This window comes from Dactylosporangium siamense, from assembly GCF_016862795.1.
Taxonomy (GTDB): Bacteria; Actinomycetota; Actinomycetes; order Mycobacteriales; family Micromonosporaceae; genus Dactylosporangium; species Dactylosporangium siamense.
In genome coordinates this window covers 16,910-32,634 of record NZ_BONQ01000130.1, presented here as the reverse complement: position 1 = coordinate 32,634, position 15,725 = coordinate 16,910, and the positions used below count along the sequence as shown (strand labels likewise).

At 72.2% G+C, this 15,725-nt stretch carries 13 protein-coding genes; 11 read left to right on the top strand and 2 right to left on the bottom strand.

The annotated features are described in order from the left end of the window. Positions 1-324: 324 nt before the first annotated feature. Genes Dsi01nite_RS42350 through Dsi01nite_RS42335 form a run of 4 tightly spaced genes read left to right on the top strand, consistent with a single transcriptional unit; the run spans position 325 to position 3,333 of the window. The gene (locus tag Dsi01nite_RS42350; RefSeq protein ID WP_239136580.1) at positions 325-1,809 is read left to right on the top strand and encodes an AMP-binding protein; all 1,485 of its coding nucleotides are present in this window, start codon (positions 325-327) and stop codon (positions 1,807-1,809) included. Next, a complete protein-coding gene (locus Dsi01nite_RS42345) occupies positions 1,806-2,051 on the top strand; it encodes a glutaredoxin family protein (RefSeq protein WP_203852072.1) in 246 nt (81 codons plus the stop codon). Before Dsi01nite_RS42350 ends, Dsi01nite_RS42345 begins: the two co-directional genes overlap by 4 nt. Next, positions 2,048-2,683 (top strand): HAD family hydrolase, encoded by a 636-nt coding sequence (locus Dsi01nite_RS42340; RefSeq protein ID WP_239136579.1) that lies wholly within the window; start codon positions 2,048-2,050, stop codon positions 2,681-2,683. The genes Dsi01nite_RS42345 and Dsi01nite_RS42340 overlap by 4 nt, the downstream gene beginning before the upstream one ends. Beyond that, the gene (locus tag Dsi01nite_RS42335; protein ID WP_203852071.1) at positions 2,680-3,333 is read left to right on the top strand and encodes a response regulator; all 654 of its coding nucleotides are present in this window, start codon (positions 2,680-2,682) and stop codon (positions 3,331-3,333) included. The genes Dsi01nite_RS42340 and Dsi01nite_RS42335 overlap by 4 nt, the downstream gene beginning before the upstream one ends. 36 nt (positions 3,334-3,369) lie before the next feature. On the opposite strand, the gene Dsi01nite_RS42330 is transcribed toward Dsi01nite_RS42335, so the two are convergent. Beyond that, positions 3,370-4,662: a sensor histidine kinase gene (locus tag Dsi01nite_RS42330; RefSeq protein WP_203852070.1), complete on the bottom strand. Its 1,293-nt coding sequence runs from the start codon at positions 4,660-4,662 to the stop codon at positions 3,370-3,372. Positions 4,663-5,107: 445 nt separating this feature from the next. On the opposite strand from Dsi01nite_RS42330, the gene Dsi01nite_RS42325 reads away from it, so the two are divergent. Genes Dsi01nite_RS42325 through hemB form a run of 5 tightly spaced genes read left to right on the top strand, consistent with a single transcriptional unit; the run spans position 5,108 to position 10,624 of the window. Further along, entirely contained in the window at positions 5,108-5,854 is a 747-nt protein-coding gene (locus tag Dsi01nite_RS42325; RefSeq protein ID WP_203852069.1) for a redox-sensing transcriptional repressor Rex, read from the top strand. Next, positions 5,851-7,137 carry a glutamyl-tRNA reductase gene (locus tag Dsi01nite_RS42320; protein ID WP_203852068.1) on the top strand — a complete coding sequence of 429 codons (1,287 nt, stop codon included), beginning with the start codon at positions 5,851-5,853 and terminating at the stop codon, positions 7,135-7,137. The genes Dsi01nite_RS42325 and Dsi01nite_RS42320 overlap by 4 nt, the downstream gene beginning before the upstream one ends. Further along, the gene (gene hemC, locus Dsi01nite_RS42315; RefSeq protein WP_203852067.1) at positions 7,134-8,063 is read left to right on the top strand and encodes a hydroxymethylbilane synthase; all 930 of its coding nucleotides are present in this window, start codon (positions 7,134-7,136) and stop codon (positions 8,061-8,063) included. Before Dsi01nite_RS42320 ends, hemC begins: the two co-directional genes overlap by 4 nt. Beyond that, on the top strand, positions 8,047-9,630 hold the full coding sequence (locus tag Dsi01nite_RS42310) for a bifunctional uroporphyrinogen-III C-methyltransferase/uroporphyrinogen-III synthase (RefSeq protein ID WP_203852066.1): 1,584 nt from the start codon (positions 8,047-8,049) through the stop codon (positions 9,628-9,630). The genes hemC and Dsi01nite_RS42310 overlap by 17 nt, the downstream gene beginning before the upstream one ends. A 13-nt stretch (positions 9,631-9,643) precedes the next feature. Then, positions 9,644-10,624 (top strand): porphobilinogen synthase, encoded by a 981-nt coding sequence (hemB, locus tag Dsi01nite_RS42305; RefSeq protein ID WP_203852065.1) that lies wholly within the window; start codon positions 9,644-9,646, stop codon positions 10,622-10,624. A 197-nt stretch (positions 10,625-10,821) separates the two neighbouring features. Here hemB and Dsi01nite_RS42300 read toward each other — a convergent pair whose 3' ends face one another. Beyond that, positions 10,822-12,381 (bottom strand): GGDEF domain-containing protein, encoded by a 1,560-nt coding sequence (locus Dsi01nite_RS42300; protein WP_203852064.1) that lies wholly within the window; start codon positions 12,379-12,381, stop codon positions 10,822-10,824. A gap of 265 nt (positions 12,382-12,646) precedes the next feature. On the opposite strand from Dsi01nite_RS42300, the gene galE reads away from it, so the two are divergent. Both galE and Dsi01nite_RS42290 read left to right on the top strand, forming a co-directional pair. Continuing rightward, positions 12,647-13,618, top strand: coding sequence for a UDP-glucose 4-epimerase GalE (gene galE, locus Dsi01nite_RS42295; RefSeq protein WP_203852063.1), 972 nt, complete (start codon positions 12,647-12,649; stop codon positions 13,616-13,618). Positions 13,619-13,696: 78 nt separating this feature from the next. Then, entirely contained in the window at positions 13,697-15,721 is a 2,025-nt protein-coding gene (locus tag Dsi01nite_RS42290) for a hypothetical protein (protein WP_203852062.1), read from the top strand. The last annotated feature ends 4 nt before the right edge of the window (positions 15,722-15,725 follow it).

Genomic DNA, 15,725 nt, shown 5'->3' with positions numbered 1-15,725 from the left:
TGATGATAGGTCCGGCGTCACCCGCATGTGGGCAGTCTTTGGCGTGAGGGCACAATTCTTCCCACAGAACGGGGACGTCCCGGCGCACATGCTGTCCGTCACTTCGCAGCGACACGCCGTGCAACACGCCGAAAACTTGGGCAAACGGGACGTAGGCACGCCGTTCTTACTTGGGCACGACACGCCGGACGCACACGATCGAGTGGACCTTTACTCAGTCGGCGTGTCGGACGCGTAAGCACCCTGGCATACGACCGGGTGATCGGTGACGGGTGATTTCCCGGTCGTCGAGCTCTCACCCTCGGCGTGGCAGACTGATCGATCGTGCAGGACGTCACCAACTTCGCCGATCTGGTCCGGCGCGCCGCCGCCTCGCACGGCGCCCGACCGGCGCTGCGATCACACGCCACCCTGATCACCTGGTCCGAGCTCGACCAGCAGGTCGACGCGGTCGCCGCCAACCTGGCCGCCCTCCACCTGCCCGGCGACGAGCACGGCCCCGCCCGGGTCGCCGTCGCCCTGCCCAACGTGCCCGAGTTCGCCGCCGTGTTCTTCGGCGTGCTGCGCGCCGGGCTCGTCGCCGTCCCCGTCAACCCCGCCTACACCGGGCGCGAGCTGACGCACATCGTCACCGACTCCGGCGCCGCCGTCGTCGTCGGCACGAGGACGGTGACGGATGCCGTCGAGGCGGCACACAGGTACACCCTCGGCGGCAACCTGCGGGAGCTCTTCACCGCGGGCAGCACGCCACCAGGACACAGCGATCTCGCGATCCTGCTCTACACGTCCGGCACCGCCGGCGCCCCGAAGGGCGCGATGCTGTCGCACCGCGCCCTGCTCGCCAACCACGAGCAGCTCGCCGCCATCGACCCGCCGCCCGTGCGTCCCGACGACGTGCTGCTGCTCGCCGTGCCGCTCTTCCACGCGTACGGGCTCAACAGCGGCCTCGGCGCCGTCGCCTACCACGGGGCCTGCGGCGTGCTCGTCGAGCGGTTCGACCCGGCGGACTCCCTCGAGGTCATCGAGCGGCACGGCGTCACCGGGGTGGTCGGCGTCCCGCCCATGTTCATCGCCTGGTCGCTGATGGGGGAGCGGCTCACCCGCGCCTGGGCCGGGGTGCGCCTCGCCGTCTGCGGCGCGTCCCCGCTCGACGCCGCGGCCGAGCGCCGGTTCGTCGAGGCGACCGGTCAGCCGGTGCATCAGGGGTACGGGCTGACGGAGGCCGCACCCGTCGTCACCAGCACGCTCACCGGCGCGACGGTGAAGCCCGGCTCCATCGGCCGGGCGATCCCCGGGGTCGAACTGAAGCTCGTCGACGCCGCCGGCGAAGAGGTCCTCCTCGACGAGGACGACGAGGTCCGCACCGACCCCGGCGAGATCGTCGTGCGCGGCCGGAACCTCTTCGACGGCTACTGGCCCGGTGGCGAGGGCGCGCCCGACGCCGACGGCTGGTGGGCGACCGGTGACGTCGCCTACGCCGACGAGGACGGCGATCTGTTCATCGTGGACCGGCTCGGCGAGCTGATCCTGGTCAGCGGGTTCAACGTGTACCCGCACGAGGTCGAGCTCGTCCTCGCCGCGCACCCGGCGGTCGTGGAGGCGGCGGCGCTGGGCGTACCCCATCCGTACACCGGCCAGACCGTCAAGGTCGTCGTCGTGCGGCGGCCCGGGTCGCAGGTCACCGCGGAGGAGCTGATCGCGCACTGCGAACGCAACCTGGCCCGGTTCAAGTGCCCGACCGCGGTCGAGTTCGTCGACGAGTTGCCCCACTCCGCGACCGGCAAGATCCGCAAGGCGGCACTGCGATGAGGCTCACCCTGTACACCCGGCCCGGCTGCCACCTGTGCGACGTCGCCAAGGAGGCCCTGGCCCGGGTCGCGGCCGCGACCGGCGAGGACTGGACCGAGATCGACATCACCGGCGACGACGCCCTGGAGGACGAGTACGGCTTCCGCATCCCCGTCGTCCTCCTCGACGGCAAGGAGCACGGCTACTGGCGGGTCGAGGAGGACCGGCTCCTGCGCGACATGCGGCTATCCTCACCCGGGTGAAGCACCTGGTTTGGGACTGGAACGGGACCCTCCTGGACGACCTGAAACTCGTCGTCGACGCCACCAACGTCTGCCTGGCCACCATCGGCGGGCCGGTGATCACCGCCGAGGACCACCGCCGCGACTTCCGCCGGCCGATCCTCGACTACTACGCCCACGTCCTGGAACGGCCCGTCGACGAGGTCGAGTTCCAGCTGCTCGACGACGCGTTCCACGACGCGTACCGGCTGGGCATGGCCGACGTGAAGCTCGCGCCGGACGCCCTCGAGGCGATGGCCCGCTGGACCGGCACCCAGTCGCTGCTGTCGATGTTCTTCCACGACGAGCTGCTCATCGAGGTCGAGCGGCACGGCCTCGGTGCCCACCTGGTCCGCGTCGACGGCCTGCCCGGCACCGTCGGCGGCCACCGCAAGGCCGCCTACCTGGACCGGCACCTGCAGGCCCTGCGGCTCGACCCGGCGGAGGTGGTCCTGATCGGCGACTCCGTCGACGACGGCGAGGCCGCGACCTCGCTGGGTGCGACCTGCGTGCTGTACGCGGGCGGCTTCACCGACGTGACCCTGCTCAAGGCGACCGGCCTGCCCGTGGCGGCCACGCTGTTGGAAGCGGTCGAGACGGCGGCGGCCGCATGACCAGCCTCCGGGTGGTCGTGGCGGACGACGCGGTGCTGCTGCGGGAGGGCCTGGTCCGGCTGCTCACCGAGAGCGGCCACACGGTCGTCGCCGCCGTCGGGGACGGTCCCAGCCTCGTCGAGGCGGTCGTCGAGCACCGGCCCGACGTCGCGATCGTCGACGTGCGGATGCCGCCGTCACACACCGACGAGGGGCTGCGCGCCGCGGTCGAGGCCCGCCGGCAGGTGCCCGGCACCCCGATCCTGGTCCTGTCGCAGTACGTCGAGGTGTCCTACGCCGACGACCTCCTCGCCGACCGCGCCGGTGCCGTGGGCTACCTGCTCAAGGACCGGGTGTCGGAGGTCGCCGACTTCCTCGACGGGATGCAGCGCGTCGCGACCGGCGCCACCGTCCTGGACCCGGAGGTGGTCGGGCAGCTGCTGGTCCGCCGCCGCCGCGACGACCCGCTGCGCAGCCTCACCCCGCGCGAGCGGGAGGTGCTGGGCCTGATGGCCGAGGGCCGGTCCAACACGGCGATCGCCCGCAAGCTGGTGGTCACCGACGGCGCGGTGGAGAAGCACGTCAAGAACATCTTCACCAAGCTCGACCTGCCCCCGGACGACGAACAGCACCGCCGGGTGCTGGCGGTGCTGACGTATCTGCAGAGCTGACCGGTCGTCCCGCCGGCGACTGGCCGGCGGGACCCTTCACGTCGGCAGGATGGCGGTGAGGCGGGTGCCGCCGCCGGCGGGGCTGGTGACGGTCATCTCACCGCCGGCCGCCTTGACCCGGTCCGCGAGACCCGTCAGGCCGTGGCCCTTGGCGAAGCTGGCGCCGCCGGCCCCGTCGTCCTCGACCGTGACCAGCAGCCCGTAGGCGGAGCGCTGCAGCCGCACCGTGGCCTCCTCGGCGCCGCTGTGCTTCGCGACGTTCGTCAGCGCCTCGGCGACGACGAAGTAGGTCGTGGTCTCCAGGCTCTCCGCGAGCCGCTCGTCCAGCTCCGGCAGCTCCAGGTCCACGGGCACCGGCGACCGGCCGGCGAGCGCGGTCAGCGCCGCCCGCAGCCCCCGGTCGACCAGGATCGGCGGCGCGATCCCCCGCGACAGCGCCCGCAGCTCGTCGAGCGTCTCCCGGGTCTGGGCGAGGGCCTCGGCGACCGTCGCGCGGGCCGCCTGCGGGTCCGACTCGAACTGCAGGTCGGCGCGGCCGAGGTCCATCGCGAGGCGCACCAGGCGCTGCTGCGGGCCGTCGTGGATGTCCCGTTCGAGCCGGCGCAGGGCGGTCGCCTCGGCGGACACGGCGGCCTCCCGCTGCGCCCGGGCCGCGTCCCGGCCGGCCTCGGCGGCCGCGACCTGCTCACGCAGCTCGTTGACGCCGTTGAGCAGCGCCCGGGCGAACTGCGCCTCCAGCTGTGCCGCGCCCCGCACGACCGGCAGCAGGGTGAGCGCGAAGATGATGCCGATGCCGGTGTACAGCAGGATCCGCACGTTGTCGCCACTGCCGAGGCCGATGAGCTCGTTGAGGTCCTTGTTGTCCGGTGGGCGGGGGATCGACCAGTCCCATAGAATGGTGGTGACACCGCCGAGGGCGCCGGCCCACCAGGTGACGACGAACACGAACGCGATCGTGCTCGGGATGAACCGCAGGATGCCGTGCAGCAGGTCCAGCCACGACTGGCCGTCGCTGAGGGGCACCAGCATCTTGCGCCAGAAGCCGTCGTCGGGGTCGGGTTTCTTGTAGTACGGATGTGGTAGCCGGGTCCGCAGCACCGGTCCGATCCGGGCGCGTTCGACGGTGGCGAAACCGCGGGCCTGGAAGAGTGTCGCGACCAGGATCGGGAAGCCGAGCACGGTCACGAGCAGGCCCAGGCCGAGGCTGAACCCGACGAGGAACAGCACCACGGTCACGAGGCCGAGAGGGAAGCCGAGCAGCACGTACTGCGTGTCGACGCCGAGCTGACGGAAGATGCCGCGGTGGCGAGGAGTGATGGTCGTTGTCATGTCATCGACGCTATGCACGACGCCTCTTTCATCCCATCCCGCGGACCGGCCACTCGCTGGTAGGGGCAACCCTACCGGCACGTGTAGTCTGACTACCGGTGGGAAAACGACTCCAGCGTGTCGGCGGCGTTATGCCCGATTTTATGGTGATACTCAATCGAGCGCCCGCCCGCTGCCGGCCTGGTCCGGGGAAAGGGGCACACAGGTGCCGCGGGGGCATTCCACGGGGACGTGGGCCGCACGGGCGGGCGCTGACCTCTGCATGGTTGGCGTGGACGCTTCAAGATCGCGATTTGTGCACGGCTTCACAAGCGCCTACTCTGTTGCAACGACGAACCCCGCTAGCACAGGCGGTAACAGCCATCGCGAGCGGCCTCCTTCCGGTGCCATCGGATCGGGCTGCGGGCAGGGGCACCGTCACAACCCGTCGTCGTCACGGAGACTCATGAGCCAGCAGCGCACCGGCCCCACCGACGGACCGGACTTTCCGGACCTTCCGGAGGCGACCGTCGCCAGGCTTCCGGAGTACCTACGCGCCCTGCACCACCTCGCAGAGGACGGGCACGACACGGTCTCCTCGGAGGGCCTCGCAGCGGCCGCCGGCGTCAACTCCGCCAAGCTCCGCAAAGACCTCTCGCACCTCGGCCGCACCGGCACCCGCGGCGTCGGCTACGACGTGACCCTGCTCATCGACCAGATCGAGCAGGTCCTCGGCCTCACCCACCGCAGGGCCGTCGCCCTCGTCGGCGTGGGTAATCTCGGTCACGCCCTCGCGGGCTACGCCGGCTTCGGCACCCGCGGGTTCCGCATCGCCGCCCTCTTCGACGCCGACCACAGCCGCGTCGGCGAACACATCAACGGCCTCGTCGTCCGCCACATCGACGACCTGCCCGAAGTGGTCGACCAGGAGTCCATCTCCATCGCCGTGATCGCCACCCCGGCACACGCCGCCCAGCACGTCGCGGACCGTCTTGTCGAGGCCGGCGTGACGAGTGTCCTGAATTTCGCACCCTGTGTCTTGAACGTCCCCGACGGTGTCGACGTGCGTAAGGTCGACCTGGCCATCGAACTGCAAATCCTGTCCTTCCACGAGCACCGCAAGTCAGCGCTCACCGCGCTGCCGGCCGCGGTGCAGAAACCCGGGCGGGTCGGCATGGCCAACCGGCTCGGCGGGGAGGCGGTGGCCACGTGAACCTTCTCGTTGTAGGGATCTCGCACCGAACCGCAGGGGTGCCCCTGCTCGAGCGCGTCGCCGTCGCCGGCGACGAAATGCCGGCCGTCCTCGCCGACCTCGTCGCCCAGCCGTACGTCGACGAGGCCGTCATGCTCTCCACCTGCAACCGGGTCGAGATCTACGCCTCCGTCACCGCGTTCCACGGCGCCCTCGCCGACATCGGCGGCATCCTCGCCGCCCGCTCCGGCACGACCGTCGGCGAGCTCGCCCCACAGCTGTACGTCCACTACGAGGTCGACGCCGTCCGCCACGCCTTCCGCGTCGCCGCCGGCCTCGACTCCATGGTCGTCGGTGAGGCGCAGATCCTCGGGCAGCTCCGCGACGCGTACGGCGTCGCCGCCGAACAGGGCACCGCCGGCCGGGTCCTGCACGAGCTGCTCCAGCAGGCGCTGCGCGTCGGTAAACGCGTCCACGCCGAGACCGAGATCGACCGGGCCGGTCAGAGCGTCGTCAGCGCCGCCCTCGCCTACGGGCAGGGCGCCACCGGCACCATCGAGGGCCGGCCCGCCCTGGTCATCGGCGCCGGCGCGATGGGCGCGCTGTCACTGGCGACGCTGCGCCGCTCCGGCGCGCACCCGCTGTATGTCACGAACCGCAGCGCCGGCCGCGCGGAGCGCCTCGCCGAACTGCACGGCGCCATCGCGGTGCCGTACGCCACCCTCCCGACGGCCCTCGAGCAGGTCGACGTCGTCATCAGCGCCACCGCGTCACCCGGACCCGTCCTGGACGCCGCTCTCGTCGGCGCGGCCGGCCACCCGCTGCTGGTGCTCGACCTCGCGCTCCCGCGCGACGTCGCTCCCGGCGTCGGTGACCTGCCCGGCGTCACCCTCGTCGACATCGAGCTGCTGTCGGAGTCGCTGTCGACGACCGCCGACGCCGAGCAGCGCGCCGCCGAGGACATCGTCGCCGGCGAGGTCGAGGCGTTCCTCACCTGGCTGCGCGGCGCCGACGTCGCGCCCACCGTCGCCGCCCTGCGCGCCCGCGCCGACGAGGTCGTCGAGGCCGAGCTCGGCCGCCTGGCCCAGCGCTGCCCCGAACTCACCGACGGGCACCGCGCCGAAGTGGCCCACAGCATCCACCGCATCGTCCAGCGACTGCTGCACCAGCCGACCGTTCGCGTCCGGCAACTCGCCGCCGAACCCGGTGGCGAGACATATGCTCAGGCGCTTCGGGAGCTGTTCGACCTGCAGATCCCCACGTCCGCCATCGACCCGGCCGCCGCAGGTGAGGTGCACCCATGACACTCCGACTCGGCACCCGGGGCAGCGCCCTGGCAATGGCGCAGTCCGGCACCGTCGCCCAGGCCGTCCGGGACCGGACCGGCCGCGACGTCGAGCTCGTCGAGATCGTGACCACCGGCGACCGGTCCAGCGCGCCCATCCAGACCCTCGGCGTCGGCGTCTTCGTGTCCGCCCTGCGCGACGCGCTGGTCGCCAACGAGATCGACTTCGCGGTGCACTCCTACAAGGACCTGCCCACCGCGCAGGCCAAGGGCCTCGTCATCGCCGCGATCCCGCAGCGGCACGACCCCCGCGACGCCCTCGTCGCCCGCGGCGGCCTGACCCTCAACGAGCTGCCCGCCGGCGCGCGGATCGGCACCGGCGCGCTGCGCCGCATCGCCCAGCTCAACGCCCTCGGCCGCCGGTTCGAACCGCTGCCGCTGCGCGGCAACGTCGACACCCGCCTGCGCAAGCTCGCCGAGGGCGAGTTCGACGCGATCGTGCTCGCCCACGCCGGCCTGACCCGCCTCGGCCGCGCCGGCGAAGCCACCGAGGTCCTCGACCCGCTGCTGATGCTGCCCGCCCCCGCGCAGGGCGCACTCGCGGTCGAGTGCCGGGAAGACGATGCCGAGCTGCGCGAACTCCTCGCCGCGCTCGACGACGAATACACCCGCGCGGCGGTCACCGCCGAGCGGGCGCTGTTGGCCGAGCTCGAGGCGGGCTGTTCCGCCCCGATCGCGGCACTGGCCGAGGTCGCAGAAGGCGACGACGGCCCGGAGATCTATCTGCGCGGTGCGGTCTTCAGCCCGGACGGCGGGTTCGCCCTCCGGCTGTCACGCACCGGAACGCTCGCCGATGCCGCGGAGGTGGGCCGTGCCTTGGCCCGCGACCTACGCGAAGAAGGCGCCGACAACGCACTGGGAGTGCAGCATGACCCGCACCCGTAAGGGCAGCACCGGCCGGATCGCCTTCGTCGGGGCCGGCCCCGGCGATCCAGGCCTGCTGACGCGTCGCGCCTATGAGGCGCTGGTGTCCGCCGACCACATCGTCTACGACCGTAACGTCCCCGAGTCGCTGCTCAGCGTGATCCGCGCCGACGCCGACCCCGAGGCGCAGTTCTCCCCGGCCGAGGGAGCGCCCGGCGACGTCGCCAAGGTGCTGCTGTCCGCGGCCCGGTCCGGGCTGCGCGCCATCCACCTCGTCGGCGGCGACCCGCTCGCCCACGACACGGTCCTCAAGGAGGTGCAGGCCGTCGCCCGCACCGCCGTCCCGTTCGAGGTCGTGCCCGGCATCGGGCAGGCCGCCGGCGTCGCCACGTACGCCGGTGTCCCCCTCCCCGGGGTCCGCGTCACCGCCGACGTCGACGACGTCCAGTCGGTGGACTTCGAGTCGATCGCCGCCGCCGTCAGCCGGGGCTCCTCGGCCCTCGCCGTCGACGCGGGTGACCTCGCCGCCGTCCGCGACGGGCTCCTCGCCGCCGGCGTCGACGCCACCACCCCCGTCTCCGTCACCGGCGACGGCACCGGCGAGACCCAGTACAGCTCCGCCACCACCGTCGACAGCATGGTCGCCGCGGCCCTCGGGTTCGCCGGGCGGGTCGTGCTCTGCCTCGGCTCCGGCGTCAGCCAGCGGGAGAAGCTCGGCTGGTGGGAGAACCGTCCCCTGTACGGGTGGAAGGTCCTCGTCCCCCGCACCAAGGAGCAGGCCGGCGCGATGAGCGAGCGCCTGCGCGCCTACGGGGCGATCCCGTGCGAGGTGCCGACGATCGCCGTCGAGCCGCCCCGCACGCCCGCGCAGATGGAACGCGCCATCAAGGGACTCGTCGACGGCCGCTACGCCTGGACCGTCTTCACCTCCGTCAACGCGGTGCGCGCCGTCTGGGAGAAGTTCGCCGAGCACGGCCTCGACGCCCGCCACTTCGGCGGCGTCAAGGTCGCCTGCATCGGTGAGGCGACCGCGGAGGCCGTCCGCGGCTTCGGCATCGTCCCCGAGCTCATCCCGGCCGGCGAACAGTCCTCCGAGGGGCTGCTCGCCGAGTTCTCCCCGCACGACGAGGTCCTCGACCCCGTCGGCCGGGTGCTCCTGCCCCGCGCCGACATCGCCACCGAGACCCTCGCCGCCGGCCTCACCGAACTCGGGTGGGAGGTCGACGACGTCACCGCGTACCGGACCGTCCGCGCGGCCCCGCCGCCGGCCGACATCCGCGACGCCATCAAGTCCGGCGGGTTCGACGCGGTCCTGTTCACCTCGTCCTCCACCGTGCGCAACCTGGTCGGCATCGCCGGCAAGCCGCACGCCCGCACCGTCGTCGCCGTCATCGGCCCGAAGACCGCGGACACCGCGGTCGAGTTCGGCCTGCGCGTCGACGTCCAACCGCCGCACGCGTCCGTCCCGGACCTGGTCGAGGCGCTCGCCGGCTACGCCGTCGAACTGCGCGAGAAGCTCGCCGCGATGCCGGCGAAGCAGCGCCGCGGCTCCAAGGTCCAGGGCCCGACCGCACTCAGGTTCCGTTAGAGAGGTTCGCATCATGGCTGGTTTCCCGACCGTCCGCCCCCGTCGGCTGCGTCGTACCCCAGCGATGCGACGGCTCGTCGCCGAGACGCACGTCGAGCCGTCGAACCTCATCCTGCCCATGTTCGTCAAGGAGGGGCTCGCCGAGCCGCGCGCCATCTCGTCGCTGCCCGGCGTCGTCCAGCACTCCCGGGAGTCCCTGCGCAAGGCCGCCGCCGAGGCGGTCCACGCGGGGGTCGGCGGGATCATGCTCTTCGGCGTCCCCGAGACCCGGGACGAGACCGGCTCGGCCGGTGTCGACCCCGACGGCATCCTCAACGTCGCCATCCGCGACGTGGTCGCCGAGGTCGGCGACGCCACCGTCGTCATGAGTGACCTGTGCCTCGACGAGTTCACCTCGCACGGGCACTGCGGCGTCCTCGCCGCGGACGGCACCGTCGACAACGACGCCACGCTGCGGGCGTACGCCGACCTGGCCGTGGCGCAGGCCGCCGCCGGCGCGCACGTCCTCGGCCCCTCCGGCATGATGGACGGCCAGGTCGGCGTCGCCCGCCAGGCCCTGGACGCGGCCGGGTACACCGACGTCGCGCTGCTCGCCTACGCGGTCAAGTACGCCAGCGCCTTCTACGGCCCGTTCCGCGAGGCGGTCGAATCCGCGCTCGTCGGGGACCGCAAGACCTACCAGCAGGATCCCGGCAACGTCCGCGAGTCGCTGCGGGAGGTCGCCCTCGACATCGAGGAGGGCGCCGACATGGTCATGGTCAAGCCGGCGCTGCCGTACCTCGACGTGCTCACCAAGGTCGCCGAGGCGGTGGACGTGCCGGTCGCCGCCTACCAGGTCTCCGGCGAGTACGCGATGGTCGAGGCCGCCGTGGCCAACGGCTGGCTCGACCGGGACCGGGTCGTGCTGGAGACCCTGACCTCGATCCGCCGCGCCGGCGCTTCCATGATCCTCACCTACTGGGCCGTGGACGCCGCCCGGCTCCTGCGCGCCTGACCGCCCTTTTGTCAAACCGCGGCGGTTACAACGGGTGACGATCCCGTCGGACGATTAGGTCGGCCGGGGTACGGTTTGATGAAGCAGAGCGCACACCGACGTCGCAGCCCGTGCCGCTCCGCCATGCAGTCGGCGACGCGGTCTGCCGCCGCTGCCCGCCGCTCAGGCAGCGACGCGGTCCGCGCTGGCGCGTGCGTTCAGGCGGCGACGCGGTCCCGCCCGCCGCGTTTGGCGACATACAGGTTGCGGTCGGCCCGGTCGTAGAGCTCCCGGCCGTCCATGCCGTCGTGCAGCGCCGCGACGCCGATGCTCAGCGTCACGCGGAGGCCGAACGCGACCTGGTTCCAGTCGCGGCCGGTGACGACGTCGCGGATGCGTTCGCCGATGCGGGCGGCGGTGGGCAGGTCGGCCCGCAGGAAGAGGGCGAACTCGTCGCCGCCGAGGCGGACGGCCACGTCCTCGGGGCGGCAGTGGGCGCGCAGGATCGCGGCGATCTCGCGCAGGACCCGGTCGCCGACGATGTGGGAGAAGTGGTCGTTGATGCCCTTGAACCGGTCGATGTCGACGAGGAGCAGCACGGCCGCGCCGCCGGTGCCGGTGACCGCGTCGAGCTGACGGTCGAACTGCCGGCGGTTGCCGAGCCCGGTCAGGGCGTCCTGCGCGGCGTCGCGGTCGGCGCTGGCCCTGGCCGCCTCCAGGTCGACGCGGCGGCGGGCCTGCTGCAGCATCGAGCGGCGTTCCAGCCGCAGCCGCCAGAGGTGCCGGGCGTGCGCGCGGACCGCGTTGAGCAGCGCACCCGTGGAGTCGCCGGGCTGCTCGGCGGCGGCGAGCAGGGCCAGCTCGTACTGGAAGATCAGCCGCTGCGGGCTCAGCGGGGCGAGCTCGTCGGCGGCGAGGAACTCGCGCCGGGCCTCGCGGAGGCGACCGCTGCGGCGCAGGGCGATGCCGTAGGCCAGGTGGGCGAGGCGGGCCTCGTGTTCGTGGCCGTTGTCGCGCAGCGGCACGACCAGCGAGTCGGCCAGGGTGAGCGCCTCCTCGACGGCGCCGATCTTGACCAGGCCGAGGGCGTAGAGGACGGTCGCGAGGGGCGCGTCGTGGTAGTGGTGCTGCACCCAGTACCGGACCAGCCCGACGCTGCGGGCGAAGCGCACGTTGGCCTCTTCGACCAGGCCGACGTGCTCGAGCCGCAGCCCCCATTCGAGGAGGAGCTCGGCGCGCTGGAGCTCGGCGGCGGCGCGCTGGTCGGTGCCCGGGGTGAAGGACTCGACCGCGAACGCGGAGACCTCGTCGGCGAGCTCGTACAGTTCGGCGGCGCGGGCGGCCTCGCTGACCGACGACATGGCGGAGATGTACCGGATGTTGCCGCGCGGGATGCTCTCCAGCAGCCGCAACGCGTTGGCGAGGCGGTGCAGGCCCTCGTCCAGCAGCCCCAGTTTGATCAGGATCTCGGCGGTGTCGGCGAGGATCTTCGCCTCGCCGGTGCGGGTGCCCGCGGACCGGTGCATCCGCAGGAGGCGCTCGCCCTCCTCCAGGGCCTCGTGCAGCCGGCCGAGGCTGATCAGCGCGTACAGCCGGCCCTGGCGGATCATGCCGACGGAGCGGTCGTCGCCGAGGATGCCGACGACGTGCTCGAGCCGGTCGGCCAGCTCCAGGGCCTCGCAGTTGCGGCCGTGCACGGTCAGCTCGTGCACCTGGAGCGTCAGTGACTGGAACGGGCCGAACGGCCACAGCGGGATGGGCAGCCGAGCGTCAGGCATGTGCCACCCCCTTCGCTCGTGGTCGTCGCTTCCGCCCCTGTTGTCGGCAGCGGCTCGGCGGGGATGAGCGTTGCGACCCGGCTCGCTCACCACAGGACGTACATTTCGGGCATTTTGGGCGTGTTCGTAAACCTGCTGGTCGGGTCGTCGGCCACACTGGGTTACGGGACCCGTGGAGGGACTTCCGTCGGACTTTCGGGTGCTCGTTCTGTCAGGAACCCGACAGTTGCCCGATTCGTAGTGATAGACCCTCGTTGCCCCCAACGTGAGATGGCTTGTCACTGGAGGCGCCGGGTACATCGGCGCGCACGTCGTCACCGCCCTCGGCGAGTCCGGAGTCGAATCGGTCGTCGTCGACGACCTGTCGACCGGGCGCGCCGCCCGCCTGCCGCTCGGGGTGCCGCTGGTGCGCGCCGACGTGCGCGACAGCACCACGATGCGCGACCTGTTCCGCCGCCACCAGCCGGACGGGGTCATCCACCTGGCCGCCCGCAAGGACGTCGCCGAGTCGACCGCCCACCCGCTGCGCTACTACCAGGACAACCTCGACGGCCTGCGCTGCGTCCTCGCTGCCGTCGCCGCCACCGGCACCCGGTCGGTCCTGTTCAGCTCCAGCGCCGCCGTCTACGGCACACCGGCCGGGACCCCGGTCACCGAGCTCGACCGGACGGCACCCGAGAACGCGTACGGCCGCACCAAGCTGATCGGCGAGTGGATGCTGCGCGACGCGGCCGCCAGCGCCGGCTTCGGCTGGACCGCGCTGCGCTACTTCAACGTCGCCGGCGCCGGCGCGCCGAACCTGCGCGACCATGGCGGCACCAACCTCGTGCCGCGCCTGCTGCGCGCCGCCGCGGCCGGAATCCCCGCGACCGTCTACGGCGACGACTACCCGACCCCGGACGGCACGGCCGTGCGCGACTACGTCCACGTCGAGGACATCGCCGACGCGCACGTGAAGGCGGCCCTGGCGCTGCACCACCGGCAGATCCACGACGAGGTGCTCAACGTCGGCCGCGGCGAGGGCGCCTCGGTGCGCCAGATGATCGACGCCGTCGCGCGGGCCCTGCAACGGCCGCTGCCGTTCGCCGTCGCCCCACGACGCGCCGGCGACCCCGCCGCGGTCGTCGCCTCACCGGCCCGCATCCAGGAACTGCTCGGCTGGCGCGCCCGCCACGACCTCGACGAGATCGTCCGCAGCGCCGCCGCGACCCCCGTCCCGGAGACCCAAGCCGCATAGCCGCCGCGCCCCGTCCCGGAGACCCGAAGCCGCACAGCCGCAACGCAACCTGCAACTTCCCCCCGAAGGAGCACCACGTTGAAGTTCCGGATCCGCCGGCGAGTCCTCGCCGGAGCCTTCGCGCTCGTCGCCGCCACCGGCGTCCTCGCCGCCACCCCCGCCCTCGCCGCCGAACCCAGGCAACGCATCGACCTGCGGGTCCTCGTGCTCGACGACGGCAGCACCGGCATCGACATGCTCCGCGCCCAGCTCGACCGTGAGGGCGTCCCCTACGACGCGCTCGGCCTCGGCGACAACGGCCGCCCGGCGATCACCCCCGCGTTCCTCGCCGACTCCGTCAGCGGCGTGCGCCGGGCCAAGTTCCAGGGCGTGATCGTGCCGAACGAGGGCGCGGTCACCGGCACCGAGGCGACCGCCCTCGCCGACTTCGAGCGCGAGTTCAAGATCCGCCGGCTCGACGCGTACACCTGGGCCAACCCGAACGTCGGCCAGGACCTCGCGTGGAGCGGCGTCCTGGACGGCGCCACCATGAACGTCACCGACGCAGGCAAGGCCGCCGGGTTCGGCTACCTCGACGGCACCGTCCGCATCGACGACCGCGACCCGAACGTGATCGAGTCCTACGGATACTTCGGCGTGCCCGCCGCCACCCTGCCGGCCGGTGCGACCTTCACCCCGCTGGTCACCGGCAGCATGGCCGGCGCCGGCGGCTCCCTCATGGGCGTCTACACCCACGACGGCCGCGAGGAGCTCGTCGTCACGCTCGCCGCGAACCGGTTCCAGACCCACGCCATGGAACTCGGCCACGGCCTCGTCACCTGGCTCACCAAGGGCATCCACCTCGGCGTCACCCGCAACTTCTTCAGCGTCCACGTCGACGACGTGTTCCTCCCCGACGACCGGTGGGACACCACGCACAACTGCACCGTCGGCGACGACTGCGGGCCGGGGACACCGGCGAACACGCCGATCCGGATGACCCCCGCCGACGTCCAGGCCCTCATCGCCTGGCAGCAGGCCAACGGCCTCAAGCTCGACGTCGCCTTCAACGGCGGCGGCAGCGTCGAAGCCGGCGCCGGTGACCCGCTGACCACCGCGATGGTGAACAACAAGACCCAGTTCCGCTGGATCAACCACACCTACGAACACCCGTACCTCGGCTGCGTCCAGGACTTCACGGTGTCGCCGTGGAAGTGCGCGACCGACGGCTACGGCGCCACGAAGTGGACGTCGCAGGCCGACATCACCGCCCAGATCAAGACCAACACCGACTGGGCCAAGGGCAAGGGCATCACGGTCGACGCCGGCGAGCTCGTCACCGGCGAGCACTCCGGGCTCAGGACGCTGCCGCAGATGCCGGCCGACAACCCGAACCTGGCGCCCGCGCTGAACGCCACCGGCGTCAAGTACATCGCCTCCGACGCGTCCCGCGAGCAGACCGCCCGGCCCGTCGGCAACGCCGTCACCGTGCCCCGCTACCCGATGAACATCTACTACAACGTGGCGACGAAGGCCGAAGAGGTCGACGAGTACAACTGGATCTACACCAGCCAGGCCGACGGCGGCAGCGGCATCTGCGCGAACAACCCCGCCTCCACCTGCATCACCCCGCTCGGCGCCAACGGCTTCGACACCTACATCGTGCCGATCGAGGCCCGCATCGCCTACGACCACCTCGTGTCCACCAACCCGGCACCGCACTACGCGCACCAGTCGAACCTTGCCGAGGACCGCATCCTCTACCCGGTGCTCGACGCGGTCCTCGCCCGGTACGCGGCCACCTACACCACCGCCACCCCGATCGTGAACCCGAAGTTCGCCGACACCGCGCTGCAGAACAAGCGGCAGGCGGCGTGGGCGGCGGCGCTGCAGGCCCGGTCCGTGGAGGCCTACACCCTCGACGGCAAGGTCACCATCGTCAACCGGGGCAGCGGCACCCTCGACGTGCCGGTCACCATGCCCAACGGCACCAAACTCATCACCATGTCGGTGCTCGGCATCGAGGTCACCGGCGGCAACTTCGGCGACCCCTACGGCGGGGAGCGCTCCACCTGGCGGAGCCTGACCCGCAACGCGTCGCAGCAGCTCCGCCTGGGCAGCTGAGGTC